At 69.4% G+C, this 16940-nt stretch carries 17 protein-coding genes; 13 read left to right on the top strand and 4 right to left on the bottom strand.

The annotated features are described in order from the left end of the window. The first annotated feature begins 47 nt into the window (after nucleotides 1-47). Entirely contained in the window at nucleotides 48-1304 is a 1257-nt protein-coding gene (locus ACEN96_RS05865) for a glycosyltransferase family 4 protein (RefSeq protein WP_495587111.1), read from the top strand. 366 nt (nucleotides 1305-1670) lie between these two features. Here the strand turns inward: ACEN96_RS05865 and lplT are convergent, their stop codons facing one another. After that, entirely contained in the window at nucleotides 1671-2915 is a 1245-nt protein-coding gene (gene lplT / locus ACEN96_RS05860) for a lysophospholipid transporter LplT (protein WP_495587110.1), read from the bottom strand. Between the two features lie 123 nt (nucleotides 2916-3038). On the opposite strand from lplT, the gene ACEN96_RS05855 reads away from it, so the two are divergent. The 11 genes from ACEN96_RS05855 (at nucleotide 3039) to ACEN96_RS05805 (ending at nucleotide 14064) form a co-directional block, all read left to right on the top strand. Then, complete coding sequence (locus tag ACEN96_RS05855; RefSeq protein WP_495587109.1) at nucleotides 3039-5084, top strand: ribonuclease catalytic domain-containing protein; 2046 nt, start codon at nucleotides 3039-3041, stop codon at nucleotides 5082-5084. A gap of 11 nt (nucleotides 5085-5095) precedes the next feature. Then, nucleotides 5096-5971 (top strand): cell envelope integrity TolA family protein, encoded by an 876-nt coding sequence (locus tag ACEN96_RS05850; RefSeq protein ID WP_495587108.1) that lies wholly within the window; start codon nucleotides 5096-5098, stop codon nucleotides 5969-5971. Nucleotides 5972-6015: 44 nt separating this feature from the next. Further along, nucleotides 6016-6915 carry a shikimate dehydrogenase gene (gene aroE / locus ACEN96_RS05845; RefSeq protein ID WP_495587107.1) on the top strand — a complete coding sequence of 300 codons (900 nt, stop codon included), beginning with the start codon at nucleotides 6016-6018 and terminating at the stop codon, nucleotides 6913-6915. A 9-nt stretch (nucleotides 6916-6924) separates the two neighbouring features. Beyond that, nucleotides 6925-7671 (top strand): transglycosylase domain-containing protein, encoded by a 747-nt coding sequence (locus tag ACEN96_RS05840; RefSeq protein WP_495587106.1) that lies wholly within the window; start codon nucleotides 6925-6927, stop codon nucleotides 7669-7671. Nucleotides 7672-7711: 40 nt separating this feature from the next. Next, a complete protein-coding gene (locus ACEN96_RS05835; protein ID WP_495587105.1) occupies nucleotides 7712-8308 on the top strand; it encodes a hypothetical protein in 597 nt (198 codons plus the stop codon). Beyond that, the gene (locus ACEN96_RS05830) at nucleotides 8309-8866 is read left to right on the top strand and encodes a TlpA family protein disulfide reductase (RefSeq protein ID WP_495587104.1); all 558 of its coding nucleotides are present in this window, start codon (nucleotides 8309-8311) and stop codon (nucleotides 8864-8866) included. A gap of 168 nt (nucleotides 8867-9034) precedes the next feature. Continuing rightward, the gene (gene aroQ / locus ACEN96_RS05825) at nucleotides 9035-9487 is read left to right on the top strand and encodes a type II 3-dehydroquinate dehydratase (protein WP_495587103.1); all 453 of its coding nucleotides are present in this window, start codon (nucleotides 9035-9037) and stop codon (nucleotides 9485-9487) included. Between the two features lie 79 nt (nucleotides 9488-9566). After that, nucleotides 9567-10031: an acetyl-CoA carboxylase biotin carboxyl carrier protein gene (accB, locus tag ACEN96_RS05820; protein ID WP_495587102.1), complete on the top strand. Its 465-nt coding sequence runs from the start codon at nucleotides 9567-9569 to the stop codon at nucleotides 10029-10031. Between the two features lie 10 nt (nucleotides 10032-10041). Further along, on the top strand, nucleotides 10042-11391 hold the full coding sequence (gene accC / locus ACEN96_RS05815; protein ID WP_495587101.1) for an acetyl-CoA carboxylase biotin carboxylase subunit: 1350 nt from the start codon (nucleotides 10042-10044) through the stop codon (nucleotides 11389-11391). 98 nt (nucleotides 11392-11489) lie between these two features. After that, entirely contained in the window at nucleotides 11490-12416 is a 927-nt protein-coding gene (gene prmA / locus ACEN96_RS05810) for a 50S ribosomal protein L11 methyltransferase (RefSeq protein ID WP_495587100.1), read from the top strand. Between the two features lie 169 nt (nucleotides 12417-12585). Then, complete coding sequence (locus tag ACEN96_RS05805; RefSeq protein WP_495587099.1) at nucleotides 12586-14064, top strand: zinc-ribbon and DUF3426 domain-containing protein; 1479 nt, start codon at nucleotides 12586-12588, stop codon at nucleotides 14062-14064. Nucleotides 14065-14142: 78 nt separating this feature from the next. Here the strand turns inward: ACEN96_RS05805 and ACEN96_RS05800 are convergent, their stop codons facing one another. The 3 genes from ACEN96_RS05800 to ACEN96_RS05790 are packed head-to-tail and all read right to left on the bottom strand — an operon-like array spanning nucleotide 14143 to nucleotide 16168. After that, nucleotides 14143-14775 carry a histone gene (locus ACEN96_RS05800; protein ID WP_343636369.1) on the bottom strand — a complete coding sequence of 211 codons (633 nt, stop codon included), beginning with the start codon at nucleotides 14773-14775 and terminating at the stop codon, nucleotides 14143-14145. A gap of 1 nt (nucleotide 14776) precedes the next feature. Then, nucleotides 14777-14968 (bottom strand): hypothetical protein, encoded by a 192-nt coding sequence (locus ACEN96_RS05795; protein WP_495587098.1) that lies wholly within the window; start codon nucleotides 14966-14968, stop codon nucleotides 14777-14779. 27 nt (nucleotides 14969-14995) lie between these two features. Continuing rightward, nucleotides 14996-16168 (bottom strand): ribonucleotide-diphosphate reductase subunit beta, encoded by a 1173-nt coding sequence (locus ACEN96_RS05790; RefSeq protein WP_495587097.1) that lies wholly within the window; start codon nucleotides 16166-16168, stop codon nucleotides 14996-14998. Between the two features lie 346 nt (nucleotides 16169-16514). On the opposite strand from ACEN96_RS05790, the gene ACEN96_RS05785 reads away from it, so the two are divergent. Next, nucleotides 16515-16661 (top strand): hypothetical protein, encoded by a 147-nt coding sequence (locus ACEN96_RS05785; protein WP_495587096.1) that lies wholly within the window; start codon nucleotides 16515-16517, stop codon nucleotides 16659-16661. The last annotated feature ends 279 nt before the right edge of the window (nucleotides 16662-16940 follow it).

Below are 16940 nucleotides of genomic sequence, written 5' to 3'. Positions count from 1 at the left end.
TGCGCGCCGTCACAGAACTGTTGCGTTGGGGACCCATCATCCGCGCCATGACGACCCCGCCGATCGAACTCGAAGTCGACGAGCTTCCCACCCGCCAGCGGCACTTCCGAGTCGCGGTGGTGACGGAGACCTATCCGCCCGAGGTGAACGGCGTGGCGCGCAGCATCGCGTGCGTCGTGAAGGGGCTGCAGGCGCGCGATCACGCGGTGCAGCTGCTGCGTCCGCGGCAGGCGCCCGCCGGCGCGCCCGTCCAGCCCGGCGCGCCGCTGGACGAGGTCCTGATGCGCGGCCTGCCCGTGCCGCGCTACCCGCATCTGCGCATGGGCGTCGTGTCCAAGCGCACGCTGGTGAACCTCTGGGCGAGCAAGCGGCCCGACATCGTCCACATCGCCACCGAAGGGCCGATGGGCTGGTCCGCGCTGCAGGCCGCGCGCCAGCTCAAGCTGCCGGTGGTGTCGGAATTCCGCACCAACTTCCATGCCTATGCCCAGCATTACGGCATCGGCTGGCTGCGCCGGCCGCTGCTGGCCTACCTGCGCAAGTTCCACAACCGCTGCCACTCGACGATGGTGCCCAATGCCGCCCTCGCCAGCGAGTTGATGGCCCAGGGCTTCCGCCACGTCAGCGTGATCGCGCGCGGCGTCGATACGCAGCTCTTCCATCCGTCGCACCGCAGCGAGGCGCTGCGCGAAAGCTGGGGCGCCGCGCCGGGGGATCCGGTGCTCGTGCATGTGGGGCGGCTCGCGGCGGAGAAGAACCTCCAGCTGCTCGTCGACCTCTGGCCCGCGATCCGCCAGCGCCAGCCGCGCGCCCGGCTCGTGCTGGTCGGCGACGGGCCCGCCCGCGCCGAACTCGAGCAGTCGCTGCCGCCATCGGCCAACGTGGTCTTCGCCGGCATGCGCCATGGCGAGGACCTTGCCGCCTGCTACGCCAGCGGCGACCTGTTCGTCTTCCCTTCGATCACCGAAACCTACGGCAACGTCACGCCCGAAGCCCTCGCCAGCGGACTGCCGGTGATGGCGTATCAATACGCCGCGGCCGCGCTGCTGCTGCGCGACGGCGTCAACGGCGGACTGGCGCCGTTCAATGAAGCCGCGGCGTTTCATGCCCGCACGCTCGCGCTCATCGACGACCTGCCCCGGCTGCGCGCCATGGGCCTCGCGGCGCGCGAGAGCGCGGAATCGCTCGATTGGGACGGCATCGTCCAGGGGATCGAGCAGGTCTACGCCTCGGCGATCGACGGCACGTCCATCGCGCTGCGGGCGGGATCGCAGCTGTCGCGAATGGAAGCGCGGGCGCTCTGACGTCTCCGCACAGGGATCCACCGGCTCGCTTCGACGCCCCCTCTCCCCTCCCCTCTCCCCGCAAGCGGGGCGAGGGAGTAACTCCGGCGGCACTCGCTCCTTCTTACCCCCTCGCCCCCCTCGCGGGGGGCGAGGGAGTTCTTGCCGGCAGCGCTCGCTCGTTCCTACACCCTCGCCCCAGCGGGGAGAGGGAGGGGAGAGGGGGCTCGTGCCACAGCGCTGCTGCCCTTCGAAGCACCCCCTCTCCCCTGCCCTCTCCCCCTCGCGGGGGGCGAGGGAGTTCGTAAGCAGCAGCGCTTGACACGGTTGCTCTCCCCGCAAGCGGGGCGAGGGAGTTCCTTGGCGAGAGGCTGGGGGCAGATCGGCTCAGCCGGAGATGCCGCCCTCGGCGGCGGCGGGCGCCAGCGTCTCGTGACGCGCGCGGCGCCGGATCATCAGGATCAGCACGCACAGGAAGACGAACAGCCCCAGGCCGCTCATCAGCCACACCAGCGGCACGCCCAGCGCCTGCAGCACCGCGTACGCGCCCAGCATCAGCAGGATGCTCAGGTTCTCGTTGAAGCCCTGCACCGCGATCGACCGGCCCGCGCTCAGGATCTGCACGCCCCGGTGCTGCAGCAGCGCATTCATCGGCACCACCATCGCTCCTCCGACCGCCCCCACCAGCACCATCGCCGGCAGCGCCAGGCCCAGCGACGTCACCCACGGCGTCCCCAGCATCAGCGCGCCCAGCATCAGGCCCAGCGGCATCACCCGCAGCGAGTGGTGCAGCGCGATCCACCGGCCGGCAAGACCCGCCCCCACGACCACCCCGATGGCCACCGTCGCCTGCAGATAGGCGCCCTGGTTCAGGCGAAGGCCGAGCACATCCTGCGCCCACTGCAGCACCGCGAGCTGCAAGGTCGCCCCCGCGCCCCAGAAGAGCGTCGTCATCGACAGCGACAGCCGCCCGCCCAGCCGGTCGCGCCACAACGCGCGATTGGCCGCGCGGAAGTCGCCCAGGATCTCCCGCGCTCCGCGCGGCGGCCGCGGATATCGGACGCCACTGTCCGGCACGCGCAGCTGCAGCAACGCCGCCAGCGCGTAGATTCCGAGCAGCGCGCACAGCGACGCCACCAGCGGCCGGCGGGCGCCCAGCGCGCCGATCGCCGCCGTCCACCACGGACTCACCAGCAAGCCGCCGACCAGCGTGCCCAGCAGCACCGAGCACACGACCGACACCTCGATCCAGCCATTGGCCGCGACGAGCCTGGCCGGCGGCACGATCTCCGTGATCAGGCCGTACTTGGCCGGCGCGTAGCAGGCCGCCGCCGTGCCGACGATGCCGAAGGCCAGCAAGGGGTCCAGCCCCACGGCCATGGCGCCGACACCGACCGCCTTCAGCCCATTCATGCAGGTCATCAGCGCGGCCTTGGGCCACGCGTCGGCGAGCAGTCCCACCACCGGCGCCAGCCCGACATAGGCCAGGGTGAAGCACAGCTTGAGCAGCGGCGCCCACCAGGCGGGCTGCCCCATCTCGCGCAGCAGCGCGATGCCGACGATCAGGAGCGCGTTGTCGGCCAAGGCGGAAAAGAACTGCGCGGCGATGAGGGTGTGGAAACGCGGTGGCATGAAGTCGGACGGTGCGCGGCGAGTATGCGAAGCCGCCGTGACCGCGCGTTGACAACGAATTGACACGCCCCCCACGCGCACCCATCGGGACCCCCCTCCACGATCAGCGACAATCCCGCAGCTATGTTTGCCCTGTTCGAAGACGCCGGAAAATTTCTCGCCGGCCGCGTCCTGTCCGAAGCCGAATCCTCGATGCAGATCGAGCTCGATTCGGGCAAGCGCGTCAAAGTGAAAGCCGCCCATGTCCTCCTCAAGTTCGACAAGCCGTCCCCGGCCGAACTGATCGCGGACGGCCAGCGTCTGGCCCAGGAGATCGACCTCGACCTGGCCTGGGAGTTCGCCCCCGAAGGCGAGTTCGGCTTCGCCGACCTGGCCCGCGACTATTTCGACGAAAAGGCGACGCTGAGCCAGCAGGCCGGCGCGCTGTTCCGTCTGTTCGAGGCGCCGCATTACTTCCGCCGCGTCGGCAAGGGCCAGTTCAAGAAGGCATCGGCCGACGTCGTCAAGGCGGCGCTGCTGGGCATCGAGCGCAAGAAGCAGATCGCCGCCCAGATCGAGCAGTGGGCCGTCGAGCTGGCCGCGGGCCAATGCCCGGCGCCGATCGCCGAGCAGATCTACAAGATCCTGTTCCGTCCGGACAAGAACGGCGCCGAGTACAAGGCCGTCGTCGAGGCCGCCAAGCGCAGCCAGAAGGCGCCGCTGGACCTGCTCAAGGACGCCGGCGCGATCGCCAGCCCCTACCAGTTCCACTGGAAGCGCTTCCTCTTCGAGCACTTCCCCAAGGGCACCAGTTTCCCCGCGCTGTCCGCGCCCGAGATCAAGGACGAGCTGCCGCTGGCGCCCGTGCAGGCCTTCTCGATCGACGACTCGGCCACCACCGAGATCGACGACGCGCTGTCCGTCCAGGGCCTGGGCACCGGCACGGTGGTCTTCGGCGTGCACATCGCGGCGCCGGGCCTGGCCTTCCAGCCGGACTCGCCGGTCGACAAGGTCGCGCGCGAACGCTTCTCCACCGTCTACATGCCGGGCTGGAAGCTGACCATGCTGCCCGACGAGGTCGTCCAGGCCTACACGCTGATCGAGGGCCGCGACTGCCCCGCCGTCAGCATCTACCTGACGATGGACGAGGCGACGCTCGAGATCACCGCCCGCGAGACCCGGCTCGAGCGCGTGCCCATCGCCGCCAACCTGCGCCACGACAAGCTCGACCACGTCATCACCGACGCGACGCTGACCGGCGCCGCGCCGGCGGACTACGCCTTCGCGCCGGAACTGGCCTTCGCCTACCGCCTGGCCAAGGACCTGAAGGCCAAGCGCGAGGTCGTGCGCGGCAAGCCCGAGACCTTCAACCGGCCGGACTACAACTTCCGCCTCGACAGCCACGGCGAGCGCGAACCAACGGGCGCCGAGCAGGTCACCATCAGCGTGCGCCAGCGCGGCGCGGCGCTGGACCTGATCGTGGCCGAGGCCATGATCCTGGCCAACTCGAGCTGGGGCGGCATCCTGGCCGACTGCGGCGTGCCCGGCATCTACCGCAGCCAGGCCAGCCTCGCGCCCGGCATGAAGGTCCGCATGGGCACCAAGCCGGCGCCGCACGCGGGCATGGGCGTGGCGCAATACACCTGGGCCACCTCGCCGCTGCGCCGCTACGTCGACCTGGTGAACCAGTGGCAGATCATCGCCTGCGCCCGCCACGGCCGCACCGCCGCGCTGGCCGCGCCGTTCAAGCCCAAGGACGCGCAGCTGTTCTCGATCATCTCGGGCTTCGACGCCGCCTACAGCGCCTACAACGGCTTCCAGTCCGGCATCGAGCGCTACTGGACGCTGCGCTACCTGCAGCAGCAGGGCATCACCGAGCTCACCGCCTCCGTGCTGAAGGACGGCCTGGTGCGCGCCGACGAGCTGCCGCTGGTGTTCCGCGCGCTCGGCTGCGAGGGCCTGCCGCGCAACAGCCACGTGAAGGTGCGCATCACCGGCCTGGATGAACTGACGCTGGACATCCACGCCAGCCTGGTCGAGCGCCTCGATGCCGAGGCCGCCCCGGCCGGGGCCGACGACACCGAGGAAGACGAAGAGCCGAGCGGCGTGCTGACGCTGGCCATCGACGTCAACGACGACGGCGCCGACGGCAGCGCCGCCCCGGCCCCCGCGCCGTCCAGCGCGTCCTGAACCCCGACTCCATGCCCAAGCTCGCCGCCCTGTCCAAGCTCAGCCCCCTGTCCGCCGCGCTGATCTTCTCGGTCGGCCTGCACGTCGGGCTGGGCACCTTGAAGTTCGTCGCGCCCGACCAGTTCGACCGCCTGTTCCAGGACACGCCGCTGGAGGTGATCCTCGTCAACGCGCGCGGCCAGGAGGCGCCCGTCAAGGCGCAGGCGCTCGCGCAGGCCAACCTGGCCGGCGGCGGCGAGATGGCCGGCGACGTGCGCGCCACCTCGCCGTTGCCGCCCTCGCCCAAGATCGAGACCGGCGACAGCACCGAGGTCCAGCACAGCCAGATCCAGCAGCTGCAGGACGCGCAGGAGCAGCTGCTGACGCGGGTGCGGCGCGAACTCGCGATCCTGCCCATGCCCGATCCGCTGCGGGACAAGGGCACGCCCGAGGCGCGCCAGCAGGCCGAACGCCGCCGCCAGCTCGTGCAACTGCTCGCCGAGATCGAGAAGCGCGTCAACGATGAGAACTCGCGGCCCAAGAAGCGCTACGTCAGTCCGGCCACGCGCGAGGTGGTCTACGCGCAGTACTACGACCAGCTCCGCCGCCGCATCGAGACCCGCGGCACCCGCGACTTCCCGACCTACCAGGGACGCAAGCTCTACGGCGAGCTGACCATGAACATCCACGTCGACGCCCGCGGCCGCGTCGTCGAGACCGACATCGTGCAAAGCTCCGGCAACGCGGTGCTGGACCGGCGCGCCGTCGCGATCGTCCGCGCGAGCGCGCCGTTCGGCCAGTTCACGACGCAGATGCGCCAGGGCGCCGAGTTGCTGGTCATCACCTCGCGCTTCCGCTTCACCCGCGACGAGAACCTCGAGACGACACTCAGCGCGCAGCCGTCCTGACGGCCGCCCCGCCCTCCTCCTATATAGATAGAGCCCGAGCCGTCATGAGCGCTGCCCCCTCCGCCTTCGACACCGGCGTCGACCGCTACGCGGTGGCCGGCAATCCGGTCGCGCACAGCCGGTCGCCCGAGATCCATGCCGCGTTCGCCGCGCAGACCGGCCAGTCGCTGGTCTATGAACGGCTGCTCTGTCCGCTGGATGCCTTCGAGGCCTCGATCCGCGCCTTCGTCGCGGCGGGCGGCCGCGGCTGCAACGTCACGGTGCCGTTCAAGTTCGAGGCCTTCCGCCTCGCCGCGCGCAAGACGGCGCGCGCGCAGCTGGCCGGCGCGGTCAACACGATGCGCTTCGATGACGAGGCGGCTGGCGGCTGGCTGGGCGACAACACCGATGGCGCCGGCCTGGTCGCCGACATCGAGCGCAATGCGCAGCGGCCGCTGCGCGGCCTGCGCGTGCTGCTGATCGGCGCGGGCGGCGCATCGGCCGGCGTGCTGGGCCCCCTGATCGGCGGCCGGCCCGCGGAGATCCGCATCGTCAACCGCAGCCCGGACAAGGCGCTGGCGCTGGCCGACAGCCATCGCGCCTGGGCCGGACAGCACGGCGTGCGCCTGAGCGCGGGCGGTCTCGACGCCGCCGCGCCCGAGGGCCGGCATGACGTGCTGATCAATGGGACGAGCGCCTCGCTCAGCGGCGCGGGCCTGCCGCTGCCGGATCCGGACGCCCCCGTGCTGGCGCGCGGCGGCCTGGCGGTGGACATGATGTATGGCGCGTCCTCCCTCCCGTTCCTGAACTGGGCCGCCGGCCAGGCCGGACCCGGCGGGCTCACGCTCGACGGACTCGGCATGCTGGTCGAACAGGCCGCCGAGGCCTTCTTCGTCTGGCGCGGCGTGCGTCCGGACAGCGCGACCGTGCTGGCCGGCGTGCGGCGGCAGCTGGCGTCGCACTGAGGCGCCGCCATGAAGCAGTTCTGGCGCTTCGCCGGCATGCTGCTGGTCAGCCTCGTCTGCCTGCAGCTGTTCTTCGCCGCCCGCATCGCGTTGATGGCGGTGGTGTCGCCGCAGTCGACCACCTTCCAGCGCTCGGAGGCGCTGCGCCTGCTGCGCGAGAAGCATCAGATCCTCTGGGCGCAGCAGTGGGTCGACGACGGCCTGATCAGCCGCCACCTCAAGCGCGCCGTCATCGCCAGCGAGGATGCCGGCTTCAGCGAGCACGGCGGTGTCGACTGGGATGCGATCGAGAAGGCCTGGGACAAGAACCAGCGCGCGCAGGAGCAGGCCGACAAGCGCGCCGCCCGCCTCGCGAAGGCCAGTTCCAGCCGGCCGCCGCCGGTTCCCAAGGTCATTGGCGGATCGACGATCACCCAGCAACTGGCCAAGAACCTGTTCCTGAACTCCGAGCGCACCCTCGTGCGCAAGGGCCAGGAGTTCGTGCTGACCTTCCTGCTGGAGGCGCTGCTGAGCAAGCAGCGCATCCTCGAGATCTACCTGAACAACGTCGAGTGGGGCGAAGGCGTGTTCGGCGCCCAGGCCGCGGCGCGTCATTACTACCGGATCGACGCCTCGAAGCTCGGTCCGAACCAGGCCGCCCGGCTGGCGGTGATGCTGCCGGCGCCCAAGCGGTTCGAGAAACGCCCCGGCTCGCCCTACGTGATCGGCCGTGCTGGCACCATCGAGGCCCGGATGGGCGCGGTCGAGGTACCCTGAGCGCTCCCGCCCGGACTTCCCGCCGAGCGACTGGAACGCCATGACCACCGAACTGACCACCGAGATCGCCGCCGCCGCCGCCCGGCTGGTGGTGGAGGAAGGCCTGGAATACGGCCCCGCCAAGTCCCGCGCGCTGAAGGTGCTGGGCCTGCCGCCCCGCACGGCGCTGCCGAGCAACGACGAACTCGAGGACCAGGTCCGCGAGTACCTGGACATCTTCTGCGCCGACACCCAGCCGGCGGAATTGCAGGCGCTGCGCGAACTGGCGGCTGCCTGGATGGAGCGCCTGGCGGAGTTCCGCCCGCACCTGAGCGGCGCCGTCTGGCGCGGCACCGCGACGCGGCTCTCCAACATCCACCTGCAGCTGTATTGCGATGACAGCAAATCGGCGGAGATCGCGCTGCTGAACCAGGGCATCGATTACGACGTCGGCCAGTCGCGCAACGCCAAGGGCCAGACCGTCGACCAGTTGATCCTGGACGCTCCCTGCCGCGCGCTGAACGAGCGGGTCACGATCGCGCTGACCATCCTGGACCATGACGACCTGCGCGGCGCGCTCAAGCCCGACGCGCGCGGCCGGACCGAGCGCGGCGACCTGGCCGCCCTGCGCCAACTGATGACGAACAAGGACGATTGAATGCAACGACGCGCAGTTCTGGGATTGGGTGCCGCCGGCGTGCTGGCCGCCGGTGGCGGCGCGTATGTCGCCCTGCGCCACGAGCGCCAGGCCGCTGACGCCGGCGGCATCGCGCCGGGTCCCTTGTCCGCGGAGGCCGCCGCCTTCTGGAATGCCAGTTTCGACACGCTCGATCAGAAGACCTATCAGCCCGCCGCTCATCTGCGCGGCAAGCCGCTGCTGCTGAATTTCTGGGCGACGTGGTGCGCGCCGTGTGTGAAGGAACTGCCCGAGATCAACCAGTTCCACGACGAGTTCGTCGCGAAGGGCTGGCAAGTGCTGGGCCTGGCGGTGGATGCGCCCACGCCGGTGCGCGGATTCCTGGAGAAGATCCCGCTGAAGTTCCCGGTGGCGCTGGCGGGCCTGACCGGCACCGATCTGTCGAAGACGCTCGGCAACGCCAAGGGAGGGTTGCCATTTACCGTCGCGTTCGGCCCGCAAGGGGAGCCCATCTGGCGCAAACTCGGCGCCACGCATCTGGATGAGCTGCGCGAGATGGCCCGCGCCGCTGGCGCCTGACCTCGGGTCAACCCCTAGAAGCAGGGGCGCTCGGCCATAGCGGCCGCCCCCCGCCGGGTCAAGCCATTTATTTTTGGGCTGCTGCCGGGATCTGGAGCCAAAAGGCGTAAAGTCCACCCTTTTACGCTTCTAGTGTCTTCGCTCTAATTGGCGGGACCCGGTCGCTGAATGCAAGTCCTGGTACTACACGGCCCCAACCTCAATCTGCTCGGCACCCGCGAGCCTGGGGTATATGGCGCGACCACTTTGGCGGAAATCGATGCAGATCTCCGCCAGATCGCGCAGAAAGCCGGCGTAGCTCTGGAGAGCTATCAGAGCAACCACGAAGGTGCGCTGGTGGACCGCATTCACGCCGCGGGTCGCGACGGCACGCGCTTCATCATCATCAATCCGGCGGCCTACACCCATACCAGCGTCGCGATCCGCGATGCGCTGGCCGGGGTGGCGCTGCCGGTGATCGAAGTGCACCTGTCCAACGTCCACAAGCGCGAACCGTTCCGCCACCACAGCTACGTGTCGGCGATCGCGGAAGGCGTGATCTGCGGGCTCGGCCCGGCCGGTTACCGGCTGGCGCTGCAGTTCGCAATCGACCAGTTGAGCCGGCCGGCCTCGTCCCCCTGAGCGCCGCGGTCCGTCGACCCGCGTGACGGACCGGAAGACATCACCGAAGATCACAACCGATCCCCGTTGGAGAGTTCTTATGGATTTGCGCAAGCTCAAGACCCTGATCGACCTCGTTTCCGAGTCGAACATCTCTGAACTTGAAATCACCGAAGCCGATGGCAAGGTGCGCATCGTCAAGTCCGATGGCCAGCCCGTCGTGGCCGCCATGCCCATGATGCAGGCCGCGCCGCAGATGGTCGCCGCCCCGGTGGCCCAGCCGGCCGCGGCTGCCGCGCCGGCAGCCCCCGCCGCCCCGCCCGTCGAGACGGGCCACGTCGTGAAGTCGCCGATGGTCGGCACCTTCTACCGCGCCTCGAGCCCGAACGCCAAGCCGTTCGCCGAAGTCGGCCAGCAGGTCAAGGAAGGCGACCCGATCTGCATCATCGAGGCGATGAAGATCATGAACGAGATCGAGGCCGACAAGGCCGGCACGATCACGAAGATCCTGATCGAGAACGGCCAACCGGTGGAATTCGGCCAGGCGCTGATCATCATCGAGTAAGGCGTCCGAGATGTTCAAGAAGATCCTCATTGCGAATCGCGGCGAGATCGCGCTCCGCATCCAGCGCGCGTGCCGCGAGCTGGGCGTGAAGTCGGTCGTCGTGTATTCGGAAGCGGACCGCGACGCGAAGTACGTGAAGCTGGCCGACGAGGCCGTCTGCATCGGCCCCGCGCCGTCCGCGCAGAGCTATCTGTCGATGCCGGCCATCATCGCGACGGCCGAGGTCACCGACGCCGAGGCCATCCACCCCGGATACGGCTTCCTGTCCGAGAACGCCGACTTCGCCGAGCGCGTCGAGCGCAGCGGCTTCACCTTCATCGGCCCGACCCCGGACAACATCCGGACCATGGGCGACAAGGTCTCGGCCAAGCAGGCCATGATCAAGGCCGGCGTGCCCTGCGTGCCCGGCTCCGAGGGCGCCCTGCCGGACGACCCCAAGGAGATCGTCCGCATCGCCCGCGCGATCGGCTATCCGGTCATCATCAAGGCCGCCGGCGGCGGCGGCGGGCGCGGCATGCGCGTGGTCCACACCGAGGCCGCGCTGGTCAACGCGGTGCAGATGACCAAGGCCGAGGCGGGCGCGGCCTTCGGCAATCCGCAGGTCTACATGGAGAAGTTCCTGGAGCATCCGCGCCACGTGGAGATCCAGGTGCTGGCCGACGGCCAGAAGAACGCCGTCTGGCTGGGCGAGCGCGACTGCTCCATGCAGCGCCGTCACCAGAAGATCATCGAGGAAGCGCCGGCTCCCGGCATTCCCCGCCGCCTGATCGAGCGCGTGGGCGACCGCTGCGCCGCCGCCTGCAAGAAGATGGGCTACCGCGGCGCGGGCACCTTCGAGTTCCTGTACGAGGACGGCGAGTTCTACTTCATCGAGATGAACACCCGCGTGCAGGTCGAGCACCCGGTGACCGAGCTGGTGACCGGCATCGACATCGTGCAGATGCAGATCCGCATCGCCGCCGGCGAGAAGCTGCCCTTCACCCAGCGCAACATCACGATGCGCGGCCACTCGATCGAGTGCCGCATCAACGCCGAGGACCCGGTCAAGTTCATCCCGTCGCCGGGCCGCATCACGATGTGGCACCCGCCGGGCGGCCCTGGCGTGCGCGTGGACTCGCATGCGTACACCAACTACTTCGTGCCGCCGAACTACGACTCGATGATCGGCAAGATCATCGTCCACGGCGACACCCGCGAGCAGGCCCTGGCCCGCATGCGCATCGCGCTGTCGGAGACCGTCGTCGAAGGCATCCAGACCAACATCCCGCTGCACCGCGAGCTGATGGCCGATGCCAAGTTCATCGAAGGCGGCACGGACATCCACTACCTCGAGCAGTGGATGGCCGCCCATAAGCGCTGACCGCCGCTGAGCGACAATGCGCGAGCCCTCAAGCGCGGACACTGGTCCGCCTTGAGGGCTTCTCCATTTCAGAAGTCCCCCGAAGTCCCGGAGCCGCCATGAGCGAAGACCACGCCAACGATCCCCTGCTGCACGAGCTCGTGCTGATCTGCCGCGAGGAGGATGTCGAGACCGTCAGCGACGCGCTGATGGAGATCGACGCGCTGGCCGTCTCGGTCGAGGACGCCGATGCCGACACGCCGGCGGAGCGCGCGCTGTTCGGCGAGCCCGGCATGCCCGCGCCGCGCGCCGGCTGGGAGCGTTCGGTGGTGATGGCGCTGTTCGCGCAGGAAGCCGAGGCCACCGAGGCGGCGACGCTGATCCTGGCGCAGGACTGGGCCACCGACGTCCACGTGCAGGCGATCCAGACCGTCGCGCAGCAAGACTGGGTGCGGCTGACGCAATCGCAGTTCGCGCCGGTGGAGATCACGCCCGAGTTCTGGATCGTGCCGTCGTGGCACGAGGCGCCCGCGCAGGCCAGGCAGGTCATGCGCCTGGATCCGGGCCTGGCCTTCGGCACCGGCACCCATCCGACGACACGCATGTGCCTGCGCTGGATCGCGACGCATGGCGCCGAGGCCGCGGGCTGGGATCGCGTGCTCGACTACGGCTGCGGCTCGGGCATCCTCGCGATCGCCGCGGGCCTGTTCGGCGCGCGCGACATCGACGCCGTCGACATCGATCCGGCCGCGCTCATCGCCTCGACGCACAACGCCAAGGACAACGGCGTGACGCTCAACGCGGCGATGCCCGATGCCGCGCGAGGCGAATATCCGGTCGTGCTGGCCAACATCCTGGCGACGCCGCTGAAGCTGCTCGCGCCGCTGCTCTGCAACCATCTGCGGCCGGGCGCCCACCTGGTGCTGGCCGGCATCCTCGAGCGCCAGGCCGACGAGCTGAAGGCGGCCTATGCGCCGTACGTCCAGCTCGAGGTCTCCGACCATGAGGACGGCTGGATCCTGATGACCGCGCGCCGCGCCGCCTGAGGCCGCCGGCGCCGTTTCCCGCTTTCACCACGACGTCCCGCGACGCCTCACGACGTCCGTTTGCCCCGATGAACAGCCGCTTGCACGCCATCGACCGCCCCGTGACCGCGTGTCACCCAGGGGCGGGGCGCGGCAAGGACTGACCCTGCTTCGTGGCATCATCGCGCCCATGAATCTCGCGACCCGCTGCACGACCTGCGGCACCATCTTCCGGGTGGTGCAGGACCAGCTGCGCGTCTCCGAGGGCTGGGTGCGCTGCGGCCGTTGCGCCGAGGTATTCGACGCACGCGAGCAGCTGTTCGACCTGGAGCGCGACAGCCCGCCGCCCTGGCCGCCGCTGAGCGCGCCGGCCGAGCCGGTTCCCGCCGCGCGCCAGCCGGAGCCGCCCGCGCCCGTGGCGCCCGCTCCGCCCCATCAGCCCCTTCACGGCGACTTCCAGCCCAGTCGACCCGCGCCGCTGCCGCCACCCATGGCGCCGCCGGCGATGGCGCTGCAGCCCGCGCCGATCTTCACGCCCGAGCCGCCCGCTCCGCCCAGCCATCGCGACAGCGGCTGGATCGCCGATGACGACGAGGCCCTGAATCCCTTCGCGCCGCCGCGGCGCGTGGCCGACGACGACCCGGCGGACAGCCTGCTGGAGTCGCGCTTCCATGCCGCCAGCAGCGCCTTCGACGACCAGGCCCACGAAGCACGCCGCGAGCCCTTCCTCGACCAGCCGCCGCCATCGCCCGATCCGCGCGCGCACCTGCCCGAGCCCAAGGGCATGCGCTTCGAAGAGGACGAGCTGCCGCCGCCGATGATCGACGACGACCGGCCCGACGTGACCTTCGCGCTCAGCCCGGCGACCGCCGCGCAACTGCGCGCGAACGAGCCGGCGATGGAGCCTTCGCTCGAGCCGACCTCGTCGATGATGCCGCCCGACGAGGAGACGATCGCCGAGGCCAAGCGCGCCGCCAAGGCTGCGAAGCCGCGCCGGTCGTGGAACCCGTTCAAGCGCAAGCCGCGCGAACGCTCGGCCGTGGCCAGCCCCGAGACGACGATGACGGTGCTGGCCGCCGAGTCCGAGTTGATGGCCGCGCGCGCCGCCGCGCAAGCCGCGGCCGAGCCCGGCGCGCCGAGCGTGCTGCCCGACCAGTTGCCCCGCTTCATGCGCCAGGCCGAGGCGGCCCGCCGCTGGAGCCGGCCCGGCGTCCGCGTCGCGCTGGGCGCGGCCACGACCGTGCTGGCCCTTGGCCTGATGGGCCAGCTGCTGTGGCACGCACGCGAGGCGATCGCCGCGCAGTACCCGGCCGCCAAGCCGATGCTCGCGTCGATGGCGCAGGCGATGGGCCAGGAACTCAAGCCCTGGCAGCACATCGAGGCGCTCAGCGTCGAGAGCAGCAGCCTCAATCCGGCGGGCACGGCCAACCACTACCGCTTCAGCATCAGCCTGCGCAACCGCAGCAACTGGGAAGTCGCGCAGCCGTGGGTGGACCTGAGCCTGACCGATGCGAGCGGCGCGCTCGTCGTGCGGCGGATGCTGTCGCCGGCGGAGATGCAGGCCGGCCGCGCGTCGCTGCCGGGCGGCGCGGATCAGCAGCTGCAGCTGATCTTCGACAGTGGCGCGCTGAAGATCAGCGGCTACTCGGTCGAACTCTTCTATCCCTGACCCCAAAGAAAAAACCCGGCTTGCGCCGGGTTTTCATGCGTGATGAACCGGACCCGAAGGCCCGGTCACCGTTCAAGCTCAGGGCTTGTTGCCGGTCGGGAAGGGCCACGCGGCTTGCGGGCTCAGCGCGGTCTTCGCGGCGGGCGCCGGAGCAGCGGCAGGCTTCGCGGCAGGGGCAGCGGCAGGCTTGGCGGCAGCCTTCTTCGGAGCAGCAGCCTTCTTGGCGGCCGGCTTCGCAGCGGGCTTCGCGGCGGCCTTGGGAGCAGCCTTCTTCGCGGCAGCAGCCTTCTTGGGGGCAGCGGCCTTCTTCGCCGGAGCAGCCTTCTTCGCAGCGGGCTTCGCAGCCTTGGCAGCAGTCGCCTTGATCGGCGGCTTCTTGGCGGCGGCGGTCTTCTTGGCGGCCGGAGCCTTCTTCGCGGCGACCTTCTTGGCCGGAGCAGCCTTCTTGGCGGCAGCGACCTTCTTCGCCGGAGCGGCCTTCTTCGCAGCCGCGGCCTTCTTGGCCGGAGCGGCCTTCTTCGCCGGAGCAGCCTTCTTGGCGGCAGCGGCCTTCTTCGCCGGCGCGGCAGCCTTCTTGGCCGGAGCGGCCTTCTTGGCGGCCGGAGCCTTCTTGGCCGGAGCGGCCTTCTTCGCGGCCGGAGCCTTCTTCGCGGCGGCCTTCTTGGCCGGAGCCGCCTTCTTGGCCGGAGCGGCCTTCTTCGCAGTTGCCATTTCAGTTCTCCTTGATCAAGTGGAAATAGCCCTGCCCGTCATCAACCGGTTGATGCCGGTGCAGGTATTCACCGCCCACGACGCGCGGGAGTTGCGCTCCGCGGTGCGGTGAATCGGGTTGCGGTGCGCATCCGCCGCTTCTCTGTCGGTCGGTCGGCGCATCGCCAAGCTTGATCTCTTCTTCAACAAACAATGCTCGAGGGTCGTTCCGGCCCGGGACTCAGTCCCAGGACAGCGCGCCACCCGATTGGTATTCGATCACTCGGGTCTCGAAGAAGTTGCGTTCCTTCTTCAGGTCGATCATTTCGCTCATCCACGGGAACGGGTTTTCCTCGTTCGGGAAGAGCGCCTCGAGGCCGATCTGCGTCGCGCGACGATTCGCGATGTAGCGCAAGTAGCCTTTGAACATCGCCGCGTTCAGGCCCAGCACGCCACGCGGCATGGTGTCCTCGGCGTAGCGGTACTCGAGCTCCACGGCCTTCTGGAACAGCGCCTTGATCTCGGCGCGGAATTCCGGGGTCCACAGATGGGGGTTCTCGAGCTTGATCTGGTTGATCAGGTCGATGCCGAAATTGCAGTGCATCGACTCGTCGCGCAGGATGTACTGGTACTGCTCGGCGGCGCCGGTCATCTTGTTCTGGCGGCCCAGCGCCAGGATCTGCGTGAAGCCGACGTAGAAGAACAGGCCTTCCATCAGGCAGGCGAAGACGATCAGCGACTTGAGCAGCGTCTGGTCGTTCTCCGGCGTGCCGGTGACGAAGGTGGGATCCATGATCGCGTCGATGAACGGGATCAGGAATTCGTCCTTGTCGCGGATCGACTGCACCTCGTGATAGGCGTTGAAGATCTCGCTCTCGTCCAGGCCCAGCGACTCGACGATGTATTGATAGGCGTGGGTGTGGATCGCTTCCTCGAAGGCCTGGCGCAGCAGGAACTGGCGGGCTTCGGGAGCCGTGATGTGGCGGTAGGTGCCCAGCACGATGTTGTTGGCGGCCAGCGAATCGGCGGTCACGAAGAAGCCGAGGTTGCGCTTGATGATCCGGCGCTCGTCCTCGCTCAGGCCGTTCGGATCCTTCCACAGCGCGATGTCGCGGGACATGTTCACTTCCTGCGGCATCCAGTGATTCGCGCAGGTGGCGAGGTACTTCTCCCACGCCCACTTGTACTTGAACGGCACCAGCTGGTTGACGTCGGTCTGGCCGTTGATGATGCGCTTGTCGGCGACGTTCACGCGGCGCTCGCTGGCGTCGCCGATCGAGGCCGCGGGAGAGGACACCGAGCCGATCGCGGAGGCGGCGGCATCACGCGCGACGGCGTGCGTCGCTGCGTGGATCGATGCGCCCGACTGCGGCGCGTTGCTCGAAGGTTGACGGTCTTCTTCCCAAACCAGCATGGTGGTCTTCCTATGGTCGCGGATTATCGGAGTGTTGTGTTCAAACACAAAGGACTTCTTGACTTTGACGCCGCTTCGCTGTTGCTGGTCCGCATCGCATTCAACGCGCTGGACCGTGTGCGTCGCATCTCCTGGTGAGTGCGATGCCGCGCGATCACGGCGCGCGGCAGGAGCCGGAGCGGACGTCCGATCAAGCGTTCATCGATCGCTCGCGAGGCCCGGCGGAAAAATCGCCGATCGCCGCAAACATCGATGAACACTCGCATCGCGAGCGTCGGAGGTGCCGGCGCGCGGCGCCGCCACCTCCTGTTTCGATTACTGGCAGGCCTCGCAACCCGGGTCGTCGATGGCGCAGAACTTGACGTCGGTGGCCGGCGTCACGTCATCGATCGACGGCGCGGCCGCGCTCTGCACCGGCGCGGCGGCGACCGGCGCGCTCGCGGCCGGCGCGGCGCTCATGCCGCCCATCGAGCTGCTCACCGCGTTGAGCTGACCGGCGTTCTGCACGGTGCTCTTCTCGGCGTGCGTCGCGCCCATCGTGCGGAGGTAGTAGGTCGTCTTCAGGCCGCGCTGCCACGCCAGCTTGTAGGTCTCGTCCAGACGCTTGCCCGACGCGCCGGCCATGTAGATGTTCAGGCTCTGCGCCTGGTCGATCCACTTCTGGCGGCGCGCGGCGGCTTCCACCAGCCACACGGTGTCGACTTCGAAGGCGGTCGCGTAGAGCTGCTTGAGTTCCTCGGGCACGCGGTCGATGCGGCGCAGCGAACCGTCG

Source organism: Roseateles sp. Mitsp63, from assembly GCF_059491535.1.
Note: the sequence above shows the minus strand (reverse complement) of the source record. Positions and strands in the feature narration are given on the sequence as shown.

Coding starts and splice junctions, on each gene's coding strand:
- ACEN96_RS05865 (WP_495587111.1), top strand. CDS start 48: ATGACGACCCCGCCGATCGAACTCGAAGTCGACGAGCTTCCCACCCGC.
- lplT (WP_495587110.1), bottom strand. CDS start 2,915: ATGCCACCGCGTTTCCACACCCTCATCGCCGCGCAGTTCTTTTCCGCC.
- ACEN96_RS05855 (WP_495587109.1), top strand. CDS start 3,039: ATGTTTGCCCTGTTCGAAGACGCCGGAAAATTTCTCGCCGGCCGCGTC.
- ACEN96_RS05850 (WP_495587108.1), top strand. CDS start 5,096: ATGCCCAAGCTCGCCGCCCTGTCCAAGCTCAGCCCCCTGTCCGCCGCG.
- aroE (WP_495587107.1), top strand. CDS start 6,016: ATGAGCGCTGCCCCCTCCGCCTTCGACACCGGCGTCGACCGCTACGCG.
- ACEN96_RS05840 (WP_495587106.1), top strand. CDS start 6,925: ATGAAGCAGTTCTGGCGCTTCGCCGGCATGCTGCTGGTCAGCCTCGTC.
- ACEN96_RS05835 (WP_495587105.1), top strand. CDS start 7,712: ATGACCACCGAACTGACCACCGAGATCGCCGCCGCCGCCGCCCGGCTG.
- ACEN96_RS05830 (WP_495587104.1), top strand. CDS start 8,309: ATGCAACGACGCGCAGTTCTGGGATTGGGTGCCGCCGGCGTGCTGGCC.
- aroQ (WP_495587103.1), top strand. CDS start 9,035: ATGCAAGTCCTGGTACTACACGGCCCCAACCTCAATCTGCTCGGCACC.
- accB (WP_495587102.1), top strand. CDS start 9,567: ATGGATTTGCGCAAGCTCAAGACCCTGATCGACCTCGTTTCCGAGTCG.
- accC (WP_495587101.1), top strand. CDS start 10,042: ATGTTCAAGAAGATCCTCATTGCGAATCGCGGCGAGATCGCGCTCCGC.
- prmA (WP_495587100.1), top strand. CDS start 11,490: ATGAGCGAAGACCACGCCAACGATCCCCTGCTGCACGAGCTCGTGCTG.
- ACEN96_RS05805 (WP_495587099.1), top strand. CDS start 12,586: ATGAATCTCGCGACCCGCTGCACGACCTGCGGCACCATCTTCCGGGTG.
- ACEN96_RS05800 (WP_343636369.1), bottom strand. CDS start 14,775: ATGGCAACTGCGAAGAAGGCCGCTCCGGCCAAGAAGGCGGCTCCGGCC.
- ACEN96_RS05790 (WP_495587097.1), bottom strand. CDS start 16,168: ATGCTGGTTTGGGAAGAAGACCGTCAACCTTCGAGCAACGCGCCGCAG.
- ACEN96_RS05785 (WP_495587096.1), top strand. CDS start 16,515: ATGGCGCAGAACTTGACGTCGGTGGCCGGCGTCACGTCATCGATCGAC.